This is a genomic window from Streptomyces sp. ADMS (assembly GCF_033441795.1).
GTDB lineage: Bacteria > Actinomycetota > Actinomycetes > Streptomycetales > Streptomycetaceae > Streptomyces.
Window position 1 is genome coordinate 1 of the sequence record NZ_JAVFVX010000110.1, and the last position, 23658, is coordinate 23658.

General features: G+C 71.7%; 23 protein-coding genes. 8 read left to right on the plus strand and 15 right to left on the minus strand.

Annotated features, from left to right (window positions below):
- Together RB628_RS32725 and RB628_RS32730 are read left to right on the plus strand one after the other, a co-directional pair.
- Window positions 1-136 (plus strand): hypothetical protein (locus RB628_RS32725; protein WP_318324263.1); only part of this gene is annotated, 136 nt, incomplete at its 5' end.
- Window positions 137-275: 139 nt separating this feature from the next.
- The gene (locus RB628_RS32730) at window positions 276-1004 is read left to right on the plus strand and encodes a spermidine synthase (RefSeq protein ID WP_318324243.1); all 729 of its coding nucleotides are present in this window, start codon (window positions 276-278) and stop codon (window positions 1002-1004) included.
- Between the two features lie 262 nt (window positions 1005-1266).
- Here the strand turns inward: RB628_RS32730 and RB628_RS32735 are convergent, their stop codons facing one another.
- From RB628_RS32735 to RB628_RS32755, 5 genes are all read right to left on the minus strand, one after another.
- Window positions 1267-3420 (minus strand): SWIM zinc finger family protein, encoded by a 2154-nt coding sequence (locus RB628_RS32735; protein ID WP_412180758.1) that lies wholly within the window; start codon window positions 3418-3420, stop codon window positions 1267-1269.
- Window positions 3420-6251 (minus strand): DEAD/DEAH box helicase, encoded by a 2832-nt coding sequence (locus tag RB628_RS32740; protein WP_318324245.1) that lies wholly within the window; start codon window positions 6249-6251, stop codon window positions 3420-3422. Before RB628_RS32740 ends, RB628_RS32735 begins: the two co-directional genes overlap by 1 nt.
- A 115-nt stretch (window positions 6252-6366) precedes the next feature.
- Window positions 6367-6969, minus strand: coding sequence for a sugar kinase (locus RB628_RS32745; RefSeq protein ID WP_318324246.1), 603 nt, complete (start codon window positions 6967-6969; stop codon window positions 6367-6369).
- Window positions 6966-8153, minus strand: coding sequence for an ROK family glucokinase (locus RB628_RS32750; RefSeq protein ID WP_318324247.1), 1188 nt, complete (start codon window positions 8151-8153; stop codon window positions 6966-6968). Before RB628_RS32750 ends, RB628_RS32745 begins: the two co-directional genes overlap by 4 nt.
- Window positions 8154-8294: 141 nt before the next feature.
- The gene (locus RB628_RS32755) at window positions 8295-9044 is read right to left on the minus strand and encodes a GntR family transcriptional regulator (protein ID WP_318324264.1); all 750 of its coding nucleotides are present in this window, start codon (window positions 9042-9044) and stop codon (window positions 8295-8297) included.
- Between the two features lie 118 nt (window positions 9045-9162).
- Between RB628_RS32755 and RB628_RS32760 the strand changes: the two genes are divergently transcribed.
- Window positions 9163-10176 (plus strand): Gfo/Idh/MocA family oxidoreductase, encoded by a 1014-nt coding sequence (locus tag RB628_RS32760; protein ID WP_318324248.1) that lies wholly within the window; start codon window positions 9163-9165, stop codon window positions 10174-10176.
- Between the two features lie 212 nt (window positions 10177-10388).
- Here the strand turns inward: RB628_RS32760 and RB628_RS32765 are convergent, their stop codons facing one another.
- Window positions 10389-11060: a response regulator transcription factor gene (locus RB628_RS32765; RefSeq protein ID WP_318324249.1), complete on the minus strand. Its 672-nt coding sequence runs from the start codon at window positions 11058-11060 to the stop codon at window positions 10389-10391.
- Between the two features lie 95 nt (window positions 11061-11155).
- Here RB628_RS32765 and RB628_RS32770 point away from each other — a divergent pair, with 95 nt between their 5' ends.
- Window positions 11156-12190, plus strand: coding sequence for an aldo/keto reductase (locus RB628_RS32770; protein WP_318324250.1), 1035 nt, complete (start codon window positions 11156-11158; stop codon window positions 12188-12190).
- Window positions 12191-12269: 79 nt separating this feature from the next.
- Here RB628_RS32770 and RB628_RS32775 read toward each other — a convergent pair whose 3' ends face one another.
- Window positions 12270-13619 (minus strand): histidine kinase, encoded by a 1350-nt coding sequence (locus RB628_RS32775; protein WP_412180759.1) that lies wholly within the window; start codon window positions 13617-13619, stop codon window positions 12270-12272.
- A 169-nt stretch (window positions 13620-13788) separates the two neighbouring features.
- On the opposite strand from RB628_RS32775, the gene RB628_RS32780 reads away from it, so the two are divergent.
- Window positions 13789-13989: a hypothetical protein gene (locus tag RB628_RS32780; protein ID WP_318324252.1), complete on the plus strand. Its 201-nt coding sequence runs from the start codon at window positions 13789-13791 to the stop codon at window positions 13987-13989.
- 84 nt (window positions 13990-14073) lie between these two features.
- Here the strand turns inward: RB628_RS32780 and RB628_RS32785 are convergent, their stop codons facing one another.
- The 4 genes from RB628_RS32785 to allB all read right to left on the minus strand — a co-directional run bounded on the left by RB628_RS32785 (window position 14074) and on the right by allB (window position 17840).
- Window positions 14074-14469: a ribonuclease domain-containing protein gene (locus RB628_RS32785; RefSeq protein WP_318324253.1), complete on the minus strand. Its 396-nt coding sequence runs from the start codon at window positions 14467-14469 to the stop codon at window positions 14074-14076.
- A gap of 104 nt (window positions 14470-14573) precedes the next feature.
- Window positions 14574-15200 carry a dihydrofolate reductase family protein gene (locus RB628_RS32790; RefSeq protein ID WP_318324254.1) on the minus strand — a complete coding sequence of 209 codons (627 nt, stop codon included), beginning with the start codon at window positions 15198-15200 and terminating at the stop codon, window positions 14574-14576.
- 121 nt (window positions 15201-15321) lie between these two features.
- Window positions 15322-16437 (minus strand): allantoicase, encoded by a 1116-nt coding sequence (gene alc / locus RB628_RS32795; RefSeq protein ID WP_318324255.1) that lies wholly within the window; start codon window positions 16435-16437, stop codon window positions 15322-15324.
- A gap of 62 nt (window positions 16438-16499) precedes the next feature.
- The gene (allB, locus tag RB628_RS32800; RefSeq protein WP_318324256.1) at window positions 16500-17840 is read right to left on the minus strand and encodes an allantoinase AllB; all 1341 of its coding nucleotides are present in this window, start codon (window positions 17838-17840) and stop codon (window positions 16500-16502) included.
- A gap of 245 nt (window positions 17841-18085) precedes the next feature.
- On the opposite strand from allB, the gene RB628_RS32805 reads away from it, so the two are divergent.
- Window positions 18086-18889, plus strand: coding sequence for an IclR family transcriptional regulator (locus tag RB628_RS32805; RefSeq protein WP_318324257.1), 804 nt, complete (start codon window positions 18086-18088; stop codon window positions 18887-18889).
- 150 nt (window positions 18890-19039) lie between these two features.
- On the opposite strand, the gene RB628_RS32810 is transcribed toward RB628_RS32805, so the two are convergent.
- On the minus strand, window positions 19040-19354 hold the full coding sequence (locus tag RB628_RS32810; protein WP_318324258.1) for a DUF5955 family protein: 315 nt from the start codon (window positions 19352-19354) through the stop codon (window positions 19040-19042).
- 170 nt (window positions 19355-19524) lie between these two features.
- Here RB628_RS32810 and RB628_RS32815 point away from each other — a divergent pair, with 170 nt between their 5' ends.
- The gene (locus RB628_RS32815) at window positions 19525-20124 is read left to right on the plus strand and encodes a nucleotidyltransferase family protein (RefSeq protein ID WP_318324259.1); all 600 of its coding nucleotides are present in this window, start codon (window positions 19525-19527) and stop codon (window positions 20122-20124) included.
- Window positions 20125-20255: 131 nt separating this feature from the next.
- Window positions 20256-21887 (plus strand): malate synthase A, encoded by a 1632-nt coding sequence (gene aceB / locus RB628_RS32820; protein ID WP_318324260.1) that lies wholly within the window; start codon window positions 20256-20258, stop codon window positions 21885-21887.
- A gap of 12 nt (window positions 21888-21899) precedes the next feature.
- Here aceB and RB628_RS32825 read toward each other — a convergent pair whose 3' ends face one another.
- The 3 genes from RB628_RS32825 to RB628_RS32840 form a co-directional block, all read right to left on the minus strand.
- Window positions 21900-22205 carry an Rdx family protein gene (locus tag RB628_RS32825; RefSeq protein ID WP_318324261.1) on the minus strand — a complete coding sequence of 102 codons (306 nt, stop codon included), beginning with the start codon at window positions 22203-22205 and terminating at the stop codon, window positions 21900-21902.
- Window positions 22202-23116: a HipA family kinase gene (locus RB628_RS32830; protein WP_318324262.1), complete on the minus strand. Its 915-nt coding sequence runs from the start codon at window positions 23114-23116 to the stop codon at window positions 22202-22204. The genes RB628_RS32825 and RB628_RS32830 overlap by 4 nt, the downstream gene beginning before the upstream one ends.
- A gap of 423 nt (window positions 23117-23539) precedes the next feature.
- Window positions 23540-23658: universal stress protein (locus tag RB628_RS32840; RefSeq protein WP_318324265.1), on the minus strand; the 119-nt coding region annotated here is incomplete at its 5' end.

Genomic DNA, 23658 nt, shown 5'->3' on the forward strand with positions numbered 1-23658 from the left:
GCTGGCCACCGCCGCCCAGGAGGGCGTCGGCGACGCACGCCAGTTGGAACAGCTCATCGCCCGTGCCGTGGCGAACTGGGCCTTCCGTACCCACCGACGCAGGCCCCTCATCATCCCCGTCATCATCGACGCCTGACCGGCGGCCCACTTCCCCCGCTCCTGCCCTGCTGCCCCGCCGGCAGCAGGGACGGTCTCGCACCTGCGTCCACACGTGCGCGGAGCGGTGTTCCAGGCACCGGTTACGAGGACCGACGGTGCGTCAGAAAGGCAAACGGATGAGCGCGCGTTTCGAGGAGATCGACTGGCGCCCGACAGCGATGGGCGACATCAGCCTGCGGCGTCGGCGCGACCCGGCATCGGGCACCGATGTGTACGAGGTGAAGCTCGGCGACGAGTTCCTGATGTCCAGCCTCTTCACCAGCGGGGAGATCGCCCTTGCGGAACTCGGACTGGCGAAACTGCCCGGCAGCGAACTGGACATCGCCGTCGGCGGACTCGGACTCGGGTACACCGCCCAGGCTGTGCTGGACGACCCCCGGGTGCGCTCGCTGACCGTGATCGACACGCTCGCCGAAGTCATCGACTGGCATCAGCGGGGCCTGGTCCCGCTCGGTGCCCGGCTGACTTCGGACGCCCGCTGCCGCCTGGTGCAGGGTGACTTCTTCGCGATGGCGGCCGATTCGCGCGGTCTGGACCCGAGCGAGCCGGGCCGCCTCTTCCACGGCATCCTGCTGGATGTCGACCACTCGCCGCGCCACGTTCTCCACCCTCGTCACGCGGCGCTCTACCAGCCTGCCGGGCTCCGCGCTCTCAGCGAACACCTCCACCCCAACGGGGTCTTCGCCCTGTGGTCGAACGACCCGCCGGACGAACAGTTCGGCTCCGCACTCTCAGCGGTCTTCCCGCAATCAGCGGCCCATGTCGTCGACTTCGACAATCCCCTGCAAGGCGGCACCTCGACCAACACCGTCTACGTGGCCAGCACAGGACCGGGCCGGCCGTAGGCAAAAGTTCGGCTGCACCAGGTGGAGGGTGCGGCCGGCCTCGTCCGGAAGCAGCGCCTCGACGACGGCGACGAGGACGGCTGCGGCCCGCGCCGCTCAGGGTGGGGGTGCCTGTCGAAGGGCCCGCCTTCGAACGGGCGGCGCGTTCCCGGCCCCGGTGCAGCGCCGTGCGCGCCGCGAACCCTCGAATGCCTGCCTGGGACCAGGGGGCGACAGCGCCGTGAGTGATCCTCCTCCGGGCCGGATTGCGCCGACCCCCGGATCAGGTGTCCGTCGGGCCGCCGAGACCGGTGAGGGCGCCGACCGGGTCCAGGTCGGGGGTGCCTCGGGGCCACCAGTCGTCGTCGCCCGGCTCGGACTCGTACGCGTACCAGAGACCGTCGCGGCCCAGGCGCAGCTGTATGTGGCCGCGCGGGTGGGTGAGGTGGTTGCGCCGGGGTCTGAAGGCGGGGAGGTCGGCGGCGAGGAGGAGGGGGCGGGCGCGGTCGAACCGGCCGGCAGGCGGGTCCCAGGCCTCTTCGAGGACCGCGAGTCCGTCGAGCCCGCCCTGCCGCCAGGCGGCCACCGCACGCGACAGTTCGGCCGGGGTGCGGCCGGCGGCTCGGGCGAGCGAGGAGTAGAGGGCACGGGTGCCTGCGGTGAGGCCTGAGCCGGGGCGGGCGGCGGCGAGCCGTACGGCGTCCTGCCACAGGGTCAGTTCACCGACCGGGTCGTGGCCGGTGGTGAGCAGCGTGTGGGCGCGGGCGGCGGCGTCCGTCGCCAGCTGGTCCAGCGCGAAGGGGTCCGGGCCGCCCGGCGCCGCTGGATAGGCCGGGGGCGGCTCGGGGTGCGGGCGGGGAGGCAGCGGGGCCGGGAGCGGCGGGAGCGTACGCGGCACGAGCGCTTCGGAGGCCCGGACCCCGGGAAAGGACGCCGGCTGGTGCTCCTGGGCGGCACGGGCCGCGTTGCGCCGGGACAGTTCGTCGAGCACCGCCCGTTCGCCCCGGCCCCGCAGGAGGAGCAGGACGAAGGGGTCGGCGTCGAGGAGGCGGGCGGTCTGGTAGCAGAGGGCGGCCGCGTGCTTGCAGGGGTGCCCGGAGTCGGGGCAGCTGCACAGGGGTTCGAGGTCGCCGGGGCCGGGCAGCAGTGGAGCCCCGCAGTCGGCGAGGGACTGGGGCATCTCCTTGTCGAGCAGCGCCGCGATGTGCCCGGGCCGCTCCACCGCGGCGTCCAGGAACCGCTCCCACTCCTTGTCGCCGAGCGTACGCAGCCGCACCTGTACGCGGTACGGCCGGGGCCGGGAGCCCTGCACATAGGCGAGTACGAGCCCCGGTGTCACGGTGATGGCGTCGACGTGCCCCTTCTCGGCGTACCCGCGCCCCCGCACCAGCCGGGCGGCGTCCAACGCGCCCTCCTCCAGGGCGGCCACCCAGGCGTTCCCCCACCAGCTCTCCGCGAAGCCGGCCCGCTCGGACGCCTTGTGCTTCCCCGTGGCCCGCAGGGCGGGGAAGGTGCGGCGCAGCTCGCCGTCCCGGCCGGGGGCGGCCATGGAGGAGGGCGAGGAGACGGTGCGTGCGGTGTCGGGGGGACCGTCGGGGGCCGCCGGCTGCCGGAACCTGGCGGTGTTCCGCGACCGGCCAGGTGACGCCTCTGGAGCCCCGGCACCCGAGGAGCGGTCCCGCGAGGCCGGCGAAGCGACGGCTCGCAGGACATCGCCCACGGTCATCGGCGATGACGTGTCCGTGGGCAGCTCGTCGTCCGCAGCCGCCGGGAACCCGTCGGTGGGCAACTGGAAGGAACCGGCGAGCAGTTCCCGTACGTCACGCGTCCGGTCCCCGGGACTTTGATCACGTATGTCCCGCTCGGGCACGGGCCGGACGGGCCGCCGAGTGGCCTGGACCCGCGTCGTCTCCGCGTCGCGGAGGGCCCGCCGTGCCTCCCCACGCGCGGCGCGCAAGGCCTCACGGGCGACATCACCAGGACGCCCGCCCTGGCGGTCTCCTGTGTCGGTACGGGCCTGCGGAACCTCCGGAGCCTGCGGGCCGAGCCCTGCCGAGGCGCCGGCCGGGTGCTCACCCCCGACCGGCGTCGGAGCGCCCCGCAGAGCCGCGCGTGCCAGGTCCCCCGGCCGCGCCTCACGCCCCACGGATTCCGCCGTCTTCTCAGGCGTCCTGCGCTGCCCAGGCCGCTCCGGCTCAGCATGCCTCCCGGCTCCCGCCTCTTCCTCGCCCCGCGCGGACTCCGCCCCCGGTGTCGCGCCGGGTGTCGCGGGCGTCTCCTGACCCGCGCGTTCCCGCGCCGCCCGCAACGCCCTGCGGGCGGCGTCGGCGGGCCGGTCCCGCTCGGGCCCGGCCGTCGGGGAGTTCCCGTCCGACACCGGCTCCTCCCCCGTCGCGCCGGGCGCTCCCTCTCGTTCCCCTCGCTCCTCTGCCGGCATCACACCGCCCTCCGCAGTGAGACCAGGTCGGACAGGTCGCGATCCGTCAGTTCCGTGAAGGACGATTCCCCGGAGCTCAGGATCGCGTCGGCCAGGGCCCGCTTGGACTCCAGCATCTCCGCGATGCGGTCCTCGACCGTGCCCTCGGTGATCAGGCGGTGCACCTGGACCGGCTGGGTCTGGCCGATGCGGTACGCGCGGTCCGTGGCCTGTTCCTCGACCGCCGGGTTCCACCAGCGGTCGAAGTGGACGACATGGCCCGCGCGCGTGAGGTTCAGACCCGTGCCGGCGGCCTTCAGGGAGAGGATCAGGATCGGGGTCTCGCCGCTCTGGAAGCGGTCCACCATGCGTTCGCGTTCGGGGACCGGGGTGCCGCCGTGGAGCAGTTCCACGGGGATCGCGCGGGCCGCGAGGTGGGAGGTGATCAGGCGGGCCATCCCCACGTACTGCGTGAACACCAGGGCCGAGCCGTCCTCGGCCAGCAGGGTGTCCAACAGCTCGTCCAGCAGGGCGAGTTTGCCGGAGCGGGCGGCCAGCCGGTCGCTCGCGGCGGGTGTCGGCCCCTCCTCCTTCAGGTACAGAGCGGGGTGGTCGCAGATCTGCTTGAGGGCGGTCAGCAGCTTCAGTACCAGGCCCCGGCGCGCGATGCCGTCCGCCGTCTCGATGGCCAGCAGCGACTCGCGCACCACCGCCTCGTACAGCGCTGCCTGTTCACGGGTCAGGGGGACCGGGTGGTCCGTCTCCGTCTTCGGCGGCAGTTCCGGGACGATGCCCGGGTCGGACTTCTTGCGGCGCAGGAGGAACGGGCGGACCAGGCGGGCGAGCCGGGCCACCGCCTCCTCGTCCTCACCGGTCTCCACCGCGCGCGCGTGCCGGGCGCGGAAGGACTTCAGGGGGCCCAGGAGGCCCGGGGTGGTCCAGTCGAGCAGCGCCCAGAGTTCGGAGAGGTTGTTCTCCACGGGGGTGCCGGTGAGCGCCACGCGTGCGGGGGACGGGATCGTGCGCAGCGCCTTCGCTGTCGCCGAGTACGGGTTCTTGACGTGCTGCGCCTCGTCCGCGACGACCATCCCCCACGGCTGCTGGGCCAGCCTGGGTGCCGTCGAGCGCATGGTGCCGTACGTCGTGAGGACGAAGCCGCCCGTCATGTCCTCCAGGGTGCGGTCGGGGCCGTGGTAGCGGCGGACGGGGACGCCGGGCGCGAACTTCGTGATCTCGCGCTGCCAGTTGCCCAGCAGGGAGGCCGGGCAGACGACCAGCGTCGGTTCGTCGCGGGCCCGCCGCAGGTGCAGGGCGATGACGGTGATCGTCTTGCCGAGCCCCATGTCGTCGGCGAGGCAGCCGCCGAGGCCGAGGGAGGTCATGAGGTCCAGCCAGGCCAGTCCCCGGAGTTGGTAGTCCCGGAGGCGGGCCCGCAGTCCCGGGGGCGGTTCCACGGGGGTGACGCCTGCCGTGAGCCGGTCGCGCAGGGTCGCCAGCGCGCCGACCGGGACCGCCTCGACGGTCTCGCCGTCGACCTCCACATGGCCGGTGAGTGCCGCGGAGAGCGCGTCGACCGGGTCGAGCAGGCCCAGTTCGCGCTTGCGTGCCTTGCGGACGAGGGCCGGGTCGACGAGCACCCACTGGTCCTTGAGGCGTACGACGGGGCGGTGGGCCTCCGCCAGCGCGTCCATCTCGGCCTCGGTGAGCGGATCGCCGCCGAGCGCCAGCTGCCAGCGGAACTGGAGGAGTTCCTCGCTCTCGAAGAAGCCGGTGCCGTCCTTCGCCGAGCCGGGCGCCGGGCGTACGACGGCCTGGGCGGTCAGGTCCTGGGCCAGGTCCCGGGGCCAGTGCACGGCGACGCCGGCGGCGGCGAGCCGGGTCGCGGCCACTCCGAGCAGGTCGTACAGCTCCTCCTCGGAGAGGGCCAGGACGTCGGGCTCGTCCTGCTCGGTGAGCCGGTCGAGCGGGGGCCAGACGCGGGCCGCGCGGCGCACCGCGAGGGCGGCGTCCACGCGGGCGCGTGTCCCGAAGGCCACGTCCGCGGTGCCCGCCCACAGGGTTGCCGCGTCGGTCACCAGGGTGGGGTCGGCGAGGCTGTGCACCTGGACGACCGCCGCTCCCGCGCTGCGCACCCGGTCGGGGTCGTCGAACAGTTCGTATGCCGACAGGTCGAGGCGGAGTGAGATCCGCACGCCCGCGTCCATGCCCGCGGCGACCTCCGCCGCCCAGTCGTGGGCGTCCGGCAGGCGCTGGGCCGGGCGCGCGGCGAAGGGCATCCCCGCCGCGTACGGGGCCGCCGGCGTGCGTGGCAGAGTGTCCGCGACGGCGTCCAGGAAGGCGCGCAGCAGCGCCTCCGGCTCGGGCAGCAGCAGGGGTCCGGGGCCCGGGAGCGGGACCGCGTGACCCTCGTACGGCAGGGCTGCGGCGATGGCCCTCAGGTGGGCGATGTCGTCGGGGTCCAGCGGGCCCGCGCGCCAGGCGTCGTGGCCGGCGGGGGTGAGCCCGGGCAGCAGCCTGCCGCGGGCCGTGAGCCGCAGGGCGTGCAGCGCGGCGGCGCCCCAGCAGGCCGTGGCGGGGTGGGCGGCGGGGTCGCGGCGGGCGCGTACCAGGAGCGGCAAAGCCGCGTCGACGGGCAGCGTCAGGGCGGGGGTGGGCCGGCGGCGGACGCCGGTGCCGTGGCGTCGTACGACCGTCAGTTCCGTACGACCGTCGCCCTCGTCCGGAAGGCCCGTGTCCCCTGTCGGGTCCCAGAACGCGATGCGGCCCTCGCGTGGGAGGGGAGCGGGGAGGAAGACGGCCGCGAGGCGCACGGACACGTCCGCGACCGCTGTCGCCGATGCCTCGTCGCTCATCCGTACGTCACCTCCCGCCCTCGTGTCGTGTCCGTCGAGTCGGACGTCTTCGACTGTACGGGCGGGGTCTGACAATCGGTCCCGGCGACGGGCCCTGAGCCCGTCCCCCGGCCGGTCAGGGGGTGGTGCGCGAGACGACGTACACCATGTAGTGGTCGGGGCGCGACCACTGCACGACGATGTGCTGCGTGGGGGCCGGGTTCTTCTGGGTGTGGGCGAGCCCCCACCACGGGCCCGGCTCCTTGAACTCCCAGCCGACGATCTTCTGGTCGCGGGCGCTGATGGGGAACTCGTTCTTCTTGAGGCTGGTGCGGGGCACGCCCATGGCCTTGAAGAAGTGGTCCAGCCCCGCGTTCGTGGTCGCGAACTGGACGTACAGGCGGCTGGTGCGCCAGTTGTTCGTCTCGTAGTACGCGACATTCGTCGACAGGATTCCCCTGCCGTCGGCCTGGCGCGGGACGGGCACCTCGTAGATGTGGCGCTGGACCTTGGAGGGCCAGGCCTCGGTGAGGCCGCGCGCCGCCCACTTCCGTTCCTTGTCCATGCCGCTGTCACGGCTCTGGTTGGCGGAGATCACCAGATAGCCGGCCGGGACACCGATGAGCAGCACGATGATCAGCAGGGTCAGGGCGCGGCGGCGGATCATGTGGCCGCGGTCCTCGGGCGGGTCGGGCGGCTCGTCCGGGGTCATGGCCCGCCCGGGCAGGGAGGCGGTCACAGCGGCCCCTGGGTGGCACGGCGGGTCTCGACGAACTTCTCGTAGCGCTCGTACCGCTCGACGCGGCGCCGGTTGGCGCGCCGGAAGCGGCGGGCGACCAGCCGGGCCAGGTCGGCGGCGCCCACCATGCCGGCCTCGGGGCCGAGCTGGGCGCGGGCGATGCGGGCCTCGGGGCGGTAGCCGCGGCCGGTGAGGTGGCGGCGGAAGGCGTCCCGGGCGGGGCCGATCAGCAGGTCGTCTGCCGCGGAGACGCCGCCGCCGATGACGAAGCAGGAGGGGTCAAGGGCCGCGGCCAGGTTGGCGATGCCCACGCCGAGCCACTGGCCGATGTCCTGGAGCAGTTCGATGCACATGGCGTCGCCCTCACGGGCCAGCTCGGTGATCATCGGACCGGTGATGTCGGCGATGTTGCCCTTGACGTGCTCGATGATCCCGTACGCCACCGGCGAGTCGGCCGCCGCGAGTTCGCGCGCCTCTCTGACCAGCGCGTTGCCGGAGCTGTACTGCTCCCAGCAACCGCGGTTGCCGCACGGGCAGCGGTGGCCGCCAGGCACGACCTGCATATGGCCGAACTCGCCGGCGACACCGAACTTGCCGCGCTTGACCTGGCCGTCCTCCAGGATCGCGCCGCCGATACCGGTGCCGAGCGTGATCATCACAAGGTCGTCCTCACCGCGCCCCGCGCCGAAGCGCCACTCGGCCCAGGCGGCGGCGTTGGCGTCGTTGTCGACCAGGACGGGGACGGCGAGGCGGCTGGAGATGCGGTCTCGCAGGGGCTCGTTGCGCCACGACAGGTGGGGCGCGAACAGAATGCGGTTGCGGTCGGCGTCGACCCAGCCGGCCGCGCCGATGCCGACCGCGTGCACGTCGTGCCGGTCGGAGAGGTCCAGGACCAGCTCGACGATGGTGTCCTCGACGACCTGGGGGCTCTTGGACTTGTCCGGCGTCTCGGCGCGGAGTTTCTCCAGGATGTTGCCGTCGGCGTCGACCACTCCGGCCATCACCTTCGTGCCGCCGATGTCGATGCCGACGGTGGGCACGCGGGGGGCCGTGAGGTGGGAACGGCGCTCACGCGTGCCGACGGTGCGCAGGGCAGCGGCCCTGCGGGAGCCGATGGGGGCGCTGCCCTCTCGGGCGGAGCCGGCCAGTGCCCTGGGGAGTGCGAGGTCGCGGTAGCTGCTCATCGAAAGTGATTGTGCCTCACCGGCAATGCGGGTGCGGTGCGGGGGAGCGATGGGGCGGTGCGGGATGTTTGCCGGGTGCGGGTGGGTTGTGGGTTGCTCGCGCAGTTCCGCGGGCCCCTGGGGAGGGGCTACGTCCCCTCCCTAGGGGCGTACCAGTAGCTGGAACTCGAACGAATAGCGCGTCGGACGGTAGGTGTGGGTGCCGAACTCGACGGCGCGGCCCGTGTCGTCGAACGTCGTGCGCTGCATCGTGAGCAGCGGGGCGCCCTCGCGCTCCATGAGCCGCTCCGCCTCCTCGGCCGTCGCACCGCGCGCGCCGATCGACTGCCGGGCACTGTGCAGGGTGATCCCGGCGGCGCGCATCAGCCGGTAGAGCCCGGTGGCCTCCAGCTGGCCGGTGGCCAGGTCGAACAGGTCGGGCGGCAGGTAGTTGCAGAGGTACGCCATCGGCTCGCCGTGCGCCATCCGCAGGCGTTCCACGCGGTGTACGTCGCTGCCCTCGGCCACGTTGAGCGCTGCGGCGACCTCGGCGGAGGCCGGCACGACCGTGTTGACGATGACCTTGGTCGCGGGGCGCTGGCCCGCCGCCTCCAGGTCGTCGTACAGACTGCTCAGTTCCAGGGGGCGCTTGACCTGACTGTGCACGACCTGCGTACCGACGCCCCTGCGGCGTACGAGGAGGCCCTTGTCCACGAGGGACTGGATGGCCTGGCGCACGGTGGGGCGGGACAGGCCGAGCCGCCCGGCCAGCTCTATCTCGTTGCCCAGCAGACTGCCGGGGGTGAGCGCTCCGTGCTCGATCGCGGCTTCGAGCTGCTGGGACAGCTGGAAGTAGAGCGGCACCGGACTGCTCCGGTCCACACTGAGCTCCAGCGGCGCTGTCGGATCCACATCTGGTTTCGGCACGGGCCGAGCGTAGCTCCGGGGACTGTTGACGGGAAGTCGTGTAGTTCGGTTGTCCGGACATACGCATTGACAGCGTGCCTGGTCGGACCCCAGTTTGTTTCTTATGCGCATCGGAGTCATCGGGACAGGCCGCATCGGTACATTTCACGCAAACACCCTCAGCCGCCACCGCGAGGTCGGGGGCTCGCTCATCGTCACGGACGCGGACAGCGGGCGGGCACAGGATCTCGCGCACCGCTTAGGAGCGACGGCCGCGCCGGGTGTCGACGAGATCTTCACCTGGGGCGTGGACGCCGTCGTGATCACGGCGTCCACCTCGGCCCACGCCGAACTGATCGGTCGGGCAGCACGCTCGGGTCTTCCGGTGTTCTGCGAGAAGCCCATCGCGCTCGATCTGCCTGGCACCCTGGCCGCGATCGCCGAGGTGGAGGCGGCCGGAACGATCCTCCAGATGGGCTTCCAGCGCCGTTTCGACACCGGCTACACGGGCGCCCGCGAGGCCGTGCGCTCCGGGAAGCTCGGCCGTCTGCACACCGTGCGCATGACGACGTCGGACCAGACACCGCCCCCGCCCGAGTATCTGCCGCTGTCCGGCGGGCTGTACCGGGACACCCTGATCCACGACTTCGACATCCTGCGCTGGGTGACGGGGCACGAGATCGTAGAGGTGTACGCGACCGGGTCGGACGCCGGACCCTCGATGTTCCGCGACGCGGGCGACATCGATACGGCCGCGGCGGTACTCACCCTGGACGACGGCACGCTCGCCACGGCGACGGCGACGCGTATGAACGGCGCGGGCTACGACGTCCGCATGGAGCTGGCGGGCGAGCTGGACCAGGTCGGCGCCGGCCTGGACGACCGTACGCCCATCGCGTCCACCGAACCGGCCGGACCGCCGGCCGCGAGCAAGCCGTACATGGGCTTCCTGGAGCGCTTCGGCCCCGCCTACGAGGCCGAGCTGTCGGCCTTCGTGGAGGTGGTGCGCGGCGAGCGGGCCAACCCGTGCGACGGCCGCGAGGCGCTCCAGGCCCTGCGCGTCGCCGAGGCCTGCGAACTGTCCAGACGGGAGCGCAGGCCCGTACACCTCGCCGAGATTCCGGGCGGGTGGGAATGAGAGCCGAAGAGGGCGGCGGCGACCGTCTGCCGTAGTCGGCCGGTGTCTGCCGGCGGATCGGGCCGGATGACGGCTGCGCTGCCTCGTCGGGAAGGCGACCGGGGCGTACGGGGAGCCGGCAACCCCGACGAACGCCGCGGACGGCGCCCGCCGCGGAGCGGCTGATCACCACGGCCCGGCGTCTCCGGCATGATCCGCCGGGCAGGTTCCAGCTAGTACCCGTCCTGTTCCAGGAGTCCCGCGTCGTACACCAACAGGGCGACCTGCACTCGGTTGTTGAGGTCGAGCTTGGCGAGGATGCGGGAGACGTGTGTCTTGACGGTGGAGACGCTCATGAACAGGGCGGCGGCGATCTCCGCGTTCGACCGGCCCTGGCCGACGGCGACCGCGACCTCGCGTTCCCGGTCGTTCAGCGCTCCGATCCGCTCCCGGGCGCCGAGCCGCCGGGTGTCGGCCGTGCCGCCCGCCGCGTGGGCCATCAGCCGGCGGGTCACCGCGGGCGACAAAACGGGGTCCCCGGCCGCGACGCGGCGTACCGCGGCCAGGATCTCGGCGGGCGGGGTGTCCTTGAGGACGAATCCGGCGGCGCCCGCGCGCAGGGCACGCAGTACCTGGTCGTCGGCGTGGAAGGTGGTCAGGACCACGACCTGCGGGGCGTCCTTGAGGCCGCGCAGGCGTTCGGTGGCGGCGAGACCGTCCACCGTCGGCATGCGGATGTCCATGAGTACGACGTCCGGGCGGGTGCGTCCGACGAGCGCCTCGACCTCGCCGCCGTCTGCGGCCTCGCCGACGATCTCGATGTCCTCGGCGCCCCCCATCATGAAGGACAGGCCTGCCCGTACCAGGGGGTCGTCGTCGACGAGGAGCAGTCTGATCACGGTCATGGCCCTACGTAATCACGGTTGTCCGGCGTTCGGACGTACACGGGCTGCGCGGGCTACATTGCCGACCTGAACACCCGTGAGATGAGGGGCCTTTCGTGCGTTACCGACTGTTCGGCCGGACCGGCTTGCGCGTCTCCGAGCTCTTTCTGGGGGCCATGACCTTCGGTGAGCAGGGCGGCGTGGGGGCGCCCAGGGAAGAGTGCGCGCGCATCCTCGACGCGTACGAGAACGCCGGCGGCAACGTCGTCGACACCGCGATCAACTACCGCGGCGGTGCGAGCGAGACGATCCTGGGCGAACTCCTCAGGGGGCGGCGCGACCGGCTCGTGCTGTCCACGAAGTACACGATCTCGCGCGACGGCGCGGACCCCAACGCGGCCGGCAACCACCGCAAGAACCTCACGCTGTCCCTGGAGACGAGTCTGCGCCGGCTCGGTACGGACTACGTCGACGTCTACTGGGTGCACATCTGGGACCGCGCCACGCCCGTCGAGGAGACCATGCGCGCCCTCGACGACGCCGTACGCTCCGGGAAGGTGCTGTACGTCGGTATCTCGGACGCCCCGGCCTGGGTGGTGTCCCGGGCCAACACCCTGGCGGAGTGGCGGGGTTGGTCGCAGTTCGCCGCGCTCCAGGTGCCGTACAGCCTGTTGAACCGGGACATCGAGCGTGAACTGCTGCCGATGGCCGAGGCGTTCGGGATGTCGGTGGCGGCCTGGAGTCCGCTGCAGAACGGCATTCTGTCCGGCAAGTACACACGCGCGCGTGGCATCGCCCCCGACGAGTCGGTACGGCTGTCGGCGGACGCGATCGGCGAGCGCGAGCACGCGGTGGCGCGGGCGGTGCAGTCGGCGGCGGACGAACTCGGCGCGTCCCCGGCGCAGGTGGCGATCGCGTGGACCATGGCCCACTCCCCCGCCGTGCACCCGATCGTGGGCGCGCGCCGGGTCGAGCAGCTCACGGACAACCTCGGCGCGGCCGCACTGACGCTCCCCGCGGACCTGGTGGCCAAGCTGGACGAGAGCACCGGATTCCGGCCGGGCTTCCCGACCGAGTTCATCGAGGAGACCGCGGCCTGGGTGTACGGGGAGGCGGGACAGCGGGTGGTACCACGTACGGCGCGCGGCTGAAAAGCCCTCTTCTCTTTCAGGCAGTCGCGCCCGGGAAGGCCCGCGCAGCCCCGGCCCACGCCGTGGCCGGCCGGTCCCGTCAGGCACCCCACGGCAGCCAGGCCCGTACGGCGAATCCCCCGCCCCCCACCGCGTCCCCTCCCCCGTCCGCCTCCGGACCGTGCTCCAGCCGGCCGCCCGCCAGCGTCGCGCGCTCGGTCAGGCCGATGAGGCCCTGTCCGGAGCCGGGGACGTGCGGGACCTCCCCCGGGGGTGCGGGATTGCGTACGAAGACGGTCAGGCCGTCGCCCGGGGCGCCCGCGACGGACACCGTGACCGCGGCTCCGGGGGCGTGCTTGCGGGCGTTCGTGAGGCCTTCCTGGACGATCCGGTAGGCGGTGCGGCCGACGGAGGCGGGAACGGCGGCCGGTGCCGTGACCCGGCTGTCCAGCACGATCTTCATGCCGGCCTCGCGGGATTCGGTCACCAGGCTGTCGAGCGCGGCCAGCGTAGGCTGCGGACGCCCCGCCTCCTCCGCGTCGCCGGCCCGCAGGACGCCGATGATCTCCCGCAGGTCCTGGAGTGCCTCGTGGGCGCTCTCCCTGATGACCCCGGCGGCCCGCGCGACCTCCTCGCGGGGTGCGTCGGGCCGGAACTCCAGGGCGCCGGCGTGGACGCTCAGCAGGGTGAGCCGATGGGCGAGTACGTCGTGCATCTCGCGCGCGATGGCCTCGCGGGCGAGCCGTTGCGCCTGCTCGGCACGGAGCGCCGCCTCGGTCTCGGCCCGCCGCAGCCTGTCCCGCAGGCTCAGCATCAGCTGCCGTTTGGACCGCACGAACATGCCCCAGCCGACCGCGGTGGCGGTGAGCAGGACGCTGAGGATCACCGAGACGAGGTACGGCAGGTCCGGGTCGGGGCGCAGCCAGTAGAAGAACGGGATCACCGCCACGGAGGCGGCGCTGACCAGGCCGACGTACCGGAAGGGCCGGTGCACGGCGAGGGAGAAGAGGGCGACCAGGCCGGCGCCGCCCGCGGTGGTCGACACGAGGCTGACCGCGAGCATCGCGACGGCGAGACCGAACGGCCAGCGGCGCCGCAGCCAGACCGCGGCGCAGGCGAGGGCTCCGAGCCACTGGTCGGCGACGGCGAGGGCGTGGGGGGTGTTCGGGTCGTCGGCCAGGGCGTCCGCGCCAAGGACGCCGATGAGGACGGCCAGCAGGAAGCAGGTGAAGTCGACGACCCAGTCGCGTGCGGTACGCCGGGGCCGTCCGGGCGTTGCGAATCGCCCGGTCCGCGTCCGCGCGGAGCCTGAAGCAGGATCGGGGCGGCCGGGATCGGGGTCGGGGTCGAGCCCGTCGAGTACCGCCGACGGGAAGAGCCACCGGCGCCCCGGGAACGCCGTCGGTGACTCGGGAACGGGCGTCGGTCTGTCACTGCTCACGGCCGACAAATCTACGCAGTGATGGCCCGTGCGACCCTCACGGAGTCGTGATCGTCGACCAAAGTCGCGGCGCCGCAGACCTTCGGCGCCGTTCACGGGAGCGACCGGCGACTTCGGGGGAACAGGCCTCGCCCCACGGCCGATGAACGTGGGGGGTCCGCGGGGCGAGGATCCTGGCATGAAGCAGTTACTGGAAGTCGTCGGTTTTCTCGCCCTGGTGCAGGGCGTCGCGGGCCTGGTGCACGAATTCACCGACCTGCGTTGGGGCCTCGTACAGAAGCTCGGCTTTTTCGACGGCTACGAGATCTACGCGAGCGTGGCACTGCTCGTGCTGTCGGTCGCGCTGTTCGCCGCCGCCGAGAGCCGGAAGCCCGGGTGAGCGAAGTGGGGTTCGGCAGGACCGAAGTGGGATTCGGCCCGTACCGGGCTTCCGGCCGGTCGCACTGTTCACTCAGGAGCGGTGTCAGCAGCCGTAGTCGATCAGGCGGAACGACACGTAGTGGTCGGAGGTGTAGTAGTCCTCCCGGTACTCCTCACCGGTGACGATGCGACGCGCACCGCGGGTGGAGGAGCCGGGGGTCTTGACCGTGTACTCGTGGTAGTAGCCGGTGGACTGCGAAGGCAGGACGCCCTCCCGGTTCTGGAAGACGCCGCCGTCCTGCGAGTACGGGTAGGGGCCGCCCTTCGCGATCAGGTTGAGCGTGGTGTAGGCCTGCGCCGGCAGGTCTCCGTAACAGATGCTGCCGACCGCCGAGGTGGCGGCGCCGGCCGTGCCGGCGGTGACGGTGCCGCCGACCAGGAGGGCGGACAGGACGGCGGCCGCCGCACCGATGCGAGTGATCCGTGGGGGGAATCTCATGCCTTCATGATGACGCGCGTAGACCATGGCATGTCAATGTCAAGTCGGCAGAATTTCCCGTGAGGTCCGATGAGTTTTCGCGCTGTTAACGTGCGCCACGGGCGTCACGCGTTCTCCGGAAGCTCGTACGTGCCGTACTCCGGGCGGCCCGCGAACTCGTATGTCTGGATGGAGACGCCCGCCCCGGTCGTACGGCCTTCCACGTGCCGGAAGGCGACCGGAACGGCGCCCTCCGCGAAGAGGCGGCGACCGGCACCGAGGACGACCGGGAAGGTCAGCAGATGGACCTTGTCGACCAGGTCGAGGGCGAGGAGGGACTGGGCGAGGGCACCGCTGCCGTGCACCTGGAGCTCACGGTCCGTGCGCTCCTTGAGGGCGGCGACCTCTGTGCCGAGATCACCGCTCAGCACGGTCGTGCCGGCCCACTCGGGGTCCCTGAGGGTGGAGGAGGCGACGTACTTCGGCAGGGAGTTCAGCCGGGACGCGACCGGGTCGGCGGGGTCGGTGACCTTGGGCCAGTACGAGGCGAAGATGTTGTACGTACGACGGCCCAGGAGGAAGGCGTCGACGCGTTCGAAGACCTCGGTGACGAACCGCCCGAAGTCCTCGTCCCCGTACGGAACGCTCCAGCCGCCCTGCTCGAAGCCGTCCCGCGGGTCCTCCTTGGGACCGCCGGGGGCCTGGTGGACGCCGTCGAGGGTGACGAAGGAAGTGAGGGTGAGGGTGCCCATGGCGGATGCCTGCTCTCTCGGAGGGGTCTGCTGTCATCAGCTCAGACCTCTCCGGCGCCCGCAACTCATCGGTCGGCGGGATCCGGGGCGTACGACCTCGGCATCCCTGCCGGCGGCGGTCTCAGCCGCCGAGTTCCCGGTGCCGGGCCGCCAGTTCCCCCGCGCCCTCCTCCGTCAGGGAGCCGAACAACCGCAGCCGTGAGATCCCTCCGTCCGGATAGATGTCCACGCGCGCGTGCGTGCCGGTCGCCGGGGACGGCAGGACGAAGCGGTGGTTGGTGTCGGGCTGGAGGCGGGTGCGCGGGAGGATCTCCGTCCACTCGCCGTTCTCGCCGTCCTTCACCGCCACCGAGGCCCAGCCCGCGCTGTTCCCCTTCAGATACGCCGTGTCGATCTCGACGGCCCGGATCTCCGACCGGGCCACCAGTCGGTAGCGGATCCAGTCGTTGCCCTGGTCGCGGCGGCGACGCGTCTCCCAGCCGTCGTCCATCTTGCGTGAGCGCCCCGGCTGGATGGTGTTCGACGCCGGTGAGTAGAAGCGGTCGGACGCGTCCTCGGCCCGGCCGCCGTTCTCCAGCGCGACCACGTCGAAGGTGCCCAGCGCCGCCAGCCACTTCGGGTCCGGAGCCACCTCGCCGTACACCCGCAGGCGCGCGATCCCCCCGTCGGGATGCTGGTTGACCCGCAGGTGTGTGAAACGCTGTTCGAGCGACACCGCGAAGCCGTTCGCCGCGTGGCCGCCCACCTTCGTGCGCGGCACCAGCGGGGTCCACTTCACGTCGTCCGCCAGCAGTTCCTCCGGGGACGGTGAACCGGACACCGACACACCCTCCACGGAGACGGCCTGCGGATAGTTGCCGCGGAAGTGGGCGGTGTCGACCACGATGCCGCGTACGACGCCCGGGGCGCCGAGCCGAACCAGCGCCCAGTCGTGGTCCTCCGCCGTCGGCCACGGGTGTTCCGCCGAAGCGCCGCGCCGGCGCCGGGTCTCCCAGCCGTCCATGATCTTGCCCTTGTGACCGAAGTGCTCGGGCACGAACTCGGCGGGCTCGGGCACGAGCATGTTCTCGCGGTCGGCGAAGAACTCGTCGTTGGCGGCGATCACTCCGGCCCCGAGGCGGCGGTCGGCGAGGCTGGCGTACTGGGTGAACGGGAAGTCCGCGGTGCGGTAGTCCGCATACGGGTCGCCGCCTCCGTAGGGGTTCGCGTCGCCGGTGAAGCTCGGAATCGCGGTCACGGTGATCAGTTCTGCCTTTCGGACTTCGGAGTCGGCCGTTGCGGGTGCGGAGGGGAACCCCATCAGGGGGTACGCGTGAGGAGTTGTCCCTTCGGCTCCGTGAACTCGCCGTCCGCCACGATGCGTTCGCCGCGCAGCCACGTCGACCTGACGACACCGCTGAGGGTCCGGCCCGCGTACGCCGTCACGCGGTTGCGGTGCTCCAGGGCCGCCGGGTCCACGGTGAACGTCTCGTCCGGCGCGAGTACCGCGAAGTCGGCGTCCCGGCCCGCCTCGATCGCGCCCTTGCGTGCGCCGAGGCCCACCAGTGCGGCCGTACGCGTGGACATCCAGCGCACGACGTCCTCCAGGGAGTGGCCTCGCGTCCGCGCCTCGGTCCACACCGCCGCGAGGCTCAGCTGGAGCCCCGAGATGCCGCCCCACGCCGTGGCGAAGTCGGCGGTCTTGAGGTCGGCGGTGGACGGTGAGTGGTCGGTGACCACACAGTCGATCGTGCCGTCGGCGAGCGCCCGCCACAACAGGTCCTGGTTGGCGGCCTCGCGGATGGGCGGACAGCACTTGAACTCGCTCGCCCCGTCCGGGACTTCCTCGGCGGTGAGGGTCAGGTAGTGGGGACACGTCTCCACCGTGATCCGCACGCCCTCCGCCTTCGCCGCGGCGATCAGCGGCAGCGCGTCGCTCGACGACAGGTGCAGGACGTGTACGCGCGCGTGCAGGCGCTTCGCCTGTTCGATCAGGTTCGCGATGGCCCTGTCCTCCGCGCCGCGCGGGCGCGAGGCGAGGAAGTGGGCGTACTCGGGGCCGCCCTGCCGGGGGGCCGCGTCGAGGTGGTGCGGATCCTCGGCGTGCACGATGAGCAGCCCGTCGAAGCCCGCGATCTCGGCCATCGACCGGGCGAGTTGCTCCTGGTCGAGGTGCGGGAACTCGTCCACGCCGGACGGCGACAGGAATGCCTTGAAGCCGAAGACGCCGGCGTCGTGCAGGGGGCGCAGGTCCTTGACGTTGTCGGGCAGCGCGCCGCCCCAGAAGCCGACGTCGATGTGCGCCTTGCCCGCGGCCACTTCCCGCTTCGTACGGAGGTGGTCGGCCGTCGTCGTCGTCGGCAGGGAGTTGAGGGGCATGTCGACGAGGGTGGTGATGCCACCGGCCGCCGCGGCACGCGTGGCGGTCCAGAAGCCCTCCCACTCCGTGCGTCCGGGGTCGTTGACGTGCACGTGGGTGTCGACGAGGCCGGGCAGCAGGACGTCGCCGCCGAAGTCCTCCAGGCGCGCGCCGGACGGTACGTCGGCCTCGTACGGGAGTACGGCCGCGATCCGGCCGTCGGCGACCGCGACGGTGGCCGCGCGCGTCCCCTCGGGCGTGATGACGCGCGTCGAGCGCAGCACCAGTTCGATGTCGGACACCCGGACCCCTCTCTGTCGCCGCCGATCCCGCCGTCAACTTCCACGAAACGGAATTCAACGTTCTGTTGAAGGAGTCTTCACCGCCCGCGCCATACCGTCAAGAGCCACTCCGGGCGGCCACCTGGATGTTTCCACAGAACGGAATTAGAGTTCCAGAAATTAGAACGTAGCTACATACAAGCAGGCCGTCAAGCAACCGACCGATAGGCTGCATCATCGCCTGTCAGCCGTGAAAGGAACGCGCCGTGCCGACGCCCAGCGCCAGCTCCACCGACGCCGCCAAACCCGCCGCCAGCGGTGGTGTCCAGTCCCTGGAGCGCGCCTTCGATCTGCTGGAGCGCATGGCGGACGCGGGCGGTGAGGTCGGCCTCAGTGAACTGTCCGTGAGCAGCGGGCTGCCGCTGCCCACCATCCACCGGCTCATGCGCACGCTCGTGGTCTGCGGCTACGTACGACAGCAGCCCAACCGCCGGTACGCGCTCGGCCCGCGTCTGATCCGCCTGGGCGAGTCCGCGTCCCGGCTGCTCGGCACCTGGGCCCGCCCCTACCTGGCCCGCCTGGTCGAGGAGACCGGTGAGACGGCGAACATGGCACTCCTGGACGGCGACGAGATCGTGTACGTGGCGCAGGTCCCGTCCAAGCACTCGATGCGCATGTTCACGGAGGTGGGCCGGCGTGTCCTGCCGCACTCCACCGGCGTCGGCAAGGTGCTGCTCGCCAACGTCCCGCCGGACGAGGTGCGTTCCCTGCTCGCCCGTACGGGCATGCCGGCCGCGACGGAGAAGACGATCACGACTCCGGACGGTTTCCTGACCGCCCTGGAGGACGTACGCCGCCTCGGTTACGCGGTCGACGACAACGAGCAGGAGATCGGCGTCCGGTGCCTCGCGGTCTCCGTGCCCGACTCCCCCACCGCCGCCGCGATCTCGATCTCGGGCCCGGCGGGCCGGGTCACGGAGGAGGCGACGGAGAAGATCGTGCCCGTGCTGAAGCAGGTCGCGGTAGAACTGTCGGAGGCACTGGCCAGCTCGGGCAGCCCCGCGCACTGACTTCCGGCCGTCGACCAGCGGGATCGGTCAAGTCCGTTGCGGTAGAGCGCCCCTGAGGGTGCTGGGCCGGGCCGGCATGGGGCTCCGCCGCGTGGGCGCGGCCGGCCCCCACCGGCTCGCGGCCTTCGAACCGCGAATACAGCGGAGCGCTCAGCGGCGTGGCGGATTCCCGAACAGCTCCACCGCCGCGCGTACGTCCGACAGGCCACGGGCGAGTGCGCTGACCGAGCCGATCGCACCGGCGATCAGCAGCAACGAGCGGCGCAGGCGCGGGATTTCGGGGCTGCCGGTGATCGCCATCGCGGCCAGACAGGCCAGTTCGTCCTCGGCGATGCCACGGTCGGGGAACTCGGCCGGGTGCGCGGCGAGTTCACGGCGCAGCCGGGACACCGCGGTCCGTAACTCCGCCACTCTCGGATCGTCGTCGCTGCCGGCCACCGACCTCTGCCCCAAGCTCCGCAACACAGCTCTCCCCCACTGGCCCCCACGTGCGCCCCGCACACCCCCGTTGCGCCGGTCGGGTGCCGGAGACGCGGGACAGTAAACGCCACCCTCGCGACAGGCGCCACACCATGGACCGAAATTCGGTCCCCGAACACCGCCGGTCCCGGGCGCGGGTCAGGTATGCAGGAGGCATGACGGAGAAACCGGACCAGGTGGCGGGGCTGCTGCTCGCGGCGGGCGGGGGGCGGCGACTCGGCGGACGGCCCAAGGCCCTACTCGAACACCGCTCGCACCTCCTCGTCGAACACGCGGCCGATGCCCTGCGCGCGGCGGGCTGCGCCTCGGTCCATGTCGTCCTCGGGGCAGGGGCCGACGACGTACGGAAGCGGGCCGTCCTGCCCGGGTGCGTACTGGTGGACAACCCGGAGTGGACGGAGGGCATGGGGTCCTCGTTGCGGGCCGGGCTGGCGTCCCTGCGCGGCACCGGCGCCCGCGCGGCCCTCGTCTCGCTGGTCGACCAGCCGGACATCGGACCGGAAGCCATGGCTCGCGTCCTCGCCGCGTACACCTCCCGGGAGTCCCTCGCGGCGGCCTCGTACGGCGGAACGCGTGGGCATCCGGTCCTGTTCGGCGCCGCTCACTGGGAGGGCGTCGCGGCGGCCGCGGTCGGCGACCGTGGCGCCCGCGACTACCTCAGGACTCACGACGACGCGATCACACTCGTCGAGTGCGGTGATGTGGGGCAGCCGTACGACATCGACACCGCCGCAGACCTGGACCGCCTGGAATGACGGCTCCTCGCCACGAAGGATCTCGACGTCAACAAATTATTGAACTTCCACGATGAGGAAACTAACATCCACTGATCAGAAACATCCGTTCCCAGCAGCCCACAGCAGCCCGCTGAAGGAAGTGACCGCTCATGTCCGCACCAGCGCCGTCCCCGCTGGCCATCGTCGACGCCGAGCCCCTGCCCCGGCAGGAAGAGGTGCTCACCGACGCGGCACTCGCCTTCGTGGCCGAGCTGCACCGGCGGTTCACACCCCGGCGTGACGAGCTCCTCGCCCGCCGTGCGGAGCGCCGCGCCGAGATCGCCCGCACCTCGACCCTCGACTTCCTCCCCGAGACGGCCGCGATCCGCGCCGACGGCTCCTGGCGGGTCGCCCCGTCTCCCGCGGCCCTGAACGACCGGCGCGTCGAGATCACCGGCCCGACCGACCGCAAGATGACGATCAACGCCCTCAACTCGGGCGCGAGGATCTGGCTCGCGGACTTCGAGGACGCCTCCGCGCCGACCTGGGAGAACGTGGTTCTCGGTCAGGTCAACCTGGTCGACGCGTACACCCGCAGCATCGACTTCACCGACCCGAAGAGCGGCAAGTCCTACGCCCTCAAGGCGAACGACGAACTCGCGACCGTCGTCATGCGCCCCCGCGGCTGGCACCTCGACGAGCGCCACCTCCAGCTCGACGGACAGCAAGTGCCGGGCGCCCTGGTCGACTTCGGCCTCTACTTCTTCCACAACGCGCAGCGCCTGCTCGACCTCGGCAAGGGCCCGTACTTCTACCTCCCCAAAACCGAGTCGCACCTCGAAGCCCGTCTGTGGAACGACGTGTTCGTCTTCGCGCAGGACTACGTCGGCATCCCGCAGGGCACCGTCCGCGCGACCGTCCTCATCGAGACGATCACGGCCGCGTACGAGATGGAGGAGATCCTCTACGAACTCCGCGAACACGCCTCGGGGTTGAACGCGGGCCGCTGGGACTACCTGTTCTCCATCGTCAAGAACTTCCGTGACGGCGGCGCCAGGTTCGTCCTCCCGGACCGCAACGCCGTCACGATGACAGCCCCGTTCATGCGTGCCTACACCGAACTCCTCGTCCGTACCTGCCACAAGCGCGGCGCGCACGCGATCGGCGGCATGGCGGCGTTCATCCCGTCCCGGCGCGACGAAGAGGTCAACAAGGTCGCCTTCGAGAAGGTCAAGGCCGACAAGGACCGTGAGGCCGGCGACGGCTTCGACGGCTCCTGGGTCGCCCACCCCGACCTCGTCCCGATCGCGATGGCCTCCTTCGACGCGGTCCTCGGCGACCGGCCGAACCAGAAGGACCGCCTCCGCGAGGACGTCCACGTCGAGGCCGCCGACCTGATCGCCGTCGACTCCCTCACGGCGAAGCCGACGTACGACGGACTGGTCAACGCCGTGCAGGTCGGCATCCGTTACATCGAGGCATGGCTGCGCGGGCTCGGCGCGGTCGCCATCTTCAACCTCATGGAGGACGCGGCCACCGCAGAGATCTCCCGCTCCCAGATCTGGCAGTGGATCAACGCGGGCGTCGAGTTCGAGCACGCCGGGGACACGGTGAAGGCCACCCCGGAGCTGGCCCGCGAGGTCGCCGCCGAGGAACTCGCCGACATCCGCGCCGAGATCGGCGAGGAGGCCTTCACGGCCGGTCACTGGCAGCAGGCCCATGACCTGCTCCTCACGGTCGCCCTCGACGACGACTACGCGGACTTTCTGACCCTGCCGGCGTACGAGCAGCTCAAGGGCTGACCACGGCGCACGTCATTTCTCCGAGTGGCCCAGGGACCTGCCCGGGGCCACTCGGTCGCGTACGAGCCGTTTCACCGCCGTCGGCTCGGGGAAGCCCTGCTCGCGCCGGTCCCACACCACCTCGTCGTTCACCCGTACGACGAAGACGCCACCGGTGCCGGGTTTCAGGGAGAGTTCCGACAGCTCGGTCTCGAAGGTCGTGAGGAGTTCCTGCGCCAGCCAGGCGGCGCGGGGCAACCAGCGGCACTGGGTGCAGTACTCGATCTCCACCCTGTGGACGTCGCCCGGCTCGGTCCCGGCCGTCTGTGTGTCCGTCATCCGAGATGCACCGACCAATCCTGTTCCGCCGCCGGTTTGCCGTGCAGGTCGGGGACCCGCTTGAGCCAGTTCGGCCGGCCCTGTTGTGTCTTCGCCGCACGTTGGGCGTCCTCCGCGGCCAGTTCCTCCCGGCCTGGGAATTCTGTGGGCAGCCAGGACTCGGACGCCCGCACGCGCGCGTGGAGGTACGACACGTACGCGTCCCGGACCTCCTCGGGGGTCGCGAAGTCCCCCTCGACCTCCAGCCAGGCGTCCGGTACCTCGGCCAGTACCTGGCGCAGCAGTTCCTGCGTCACGCGGGGCGCCAGTTCGGCGTCGGCGGTGCGGGTGTCCGGGGCGTAGCGGCCGAGGGCGTGGCGGCGGAAGTCGTACGCCTTCTCCGGCGCCGACAGGTCCCACCTGTGGTGGAAGACCAGGGCGGCACCGTGGTCGATCAGCCACAGGTGCGGCGGCGCGATGCCGAACGTGGGCCAGACCATCAGGTTGGAGCTGTGCGTCGTACGGTCCACGTTGACGGTGAGGGCGTCCAGCCAGACGATCCGGCCCGCCTCCAGCGGATCGACGTCGAACGATGCCGCCGTCTCCGGGGTGAAGTCCTTCGCGCCCGGCAAATAGTCCATGCCGAGGTTGAGGCCGGCGCTGGCGTGCAGCAGGTCCTGGACCTCCTGGTGGGGCTCGTGGGCGCCGGTCTCCGGGTCGAAGTGGACGAGGACCAGCTCGGGGAAGCGCAGCCCGAGGGCGCGCGCCAGTCCCCCGACGACCACCTCCGCGACCAGCGCCTTGCGGCCCTGCGCGGAGCCGGTGAACTTCACGACGTAGGTCCCGAGGTCGTCGGCCTCGACGAGTCCGGGCAGCGAGCCGCCCTCACGCAGGGGCGTGAGATAGCGGTTCACGGTGACCTCTTTCAGCATTTTCCCAGGCCTCCCGTTTCTTCAACCCTGTAATCCACGAACGCTGCCGGGGAGGCGCCGCAGCGGGAATCGCCCGTCGACGGCCCTCGGGAGAATCTGGGGAGTTTCGACCGGCATGCGGTTCCCCCGCTTCCAGGGACTCCGGGTCCGTCGATGGCGGTTCGCCCCTTGCTTCCGGCCTCCGGCATGAAGTGAGCATAGTAACCAAGGGTGATCGCAGGCGAGGAGTGCCCGAGCCCCCGCGTCAAGGTCACGACGGATTCTGCCGCGTCCAACACGACCGAGGCACAGGTGTGCCGACGTCGCCCCTTCGGCGCGCGGCGGGATGATGCCGGCCCCGGCCAACGGCGTCCGCGGAAGACCTGATTCAGGACCCCGCGGGGAGAACCACAGGGACATCGGCGACATGGGCACCGGACGCGGTCAGTGATGAACGCCCGCTCCGCCCCGCACCACCGCGACAGGGCAGTGGGCGTGATGCAGCACCGCCTGGCTGACCGAGCCGAGCAGCAGCCCGGTGAAGCCGCCCCGGCCCCGGGCAC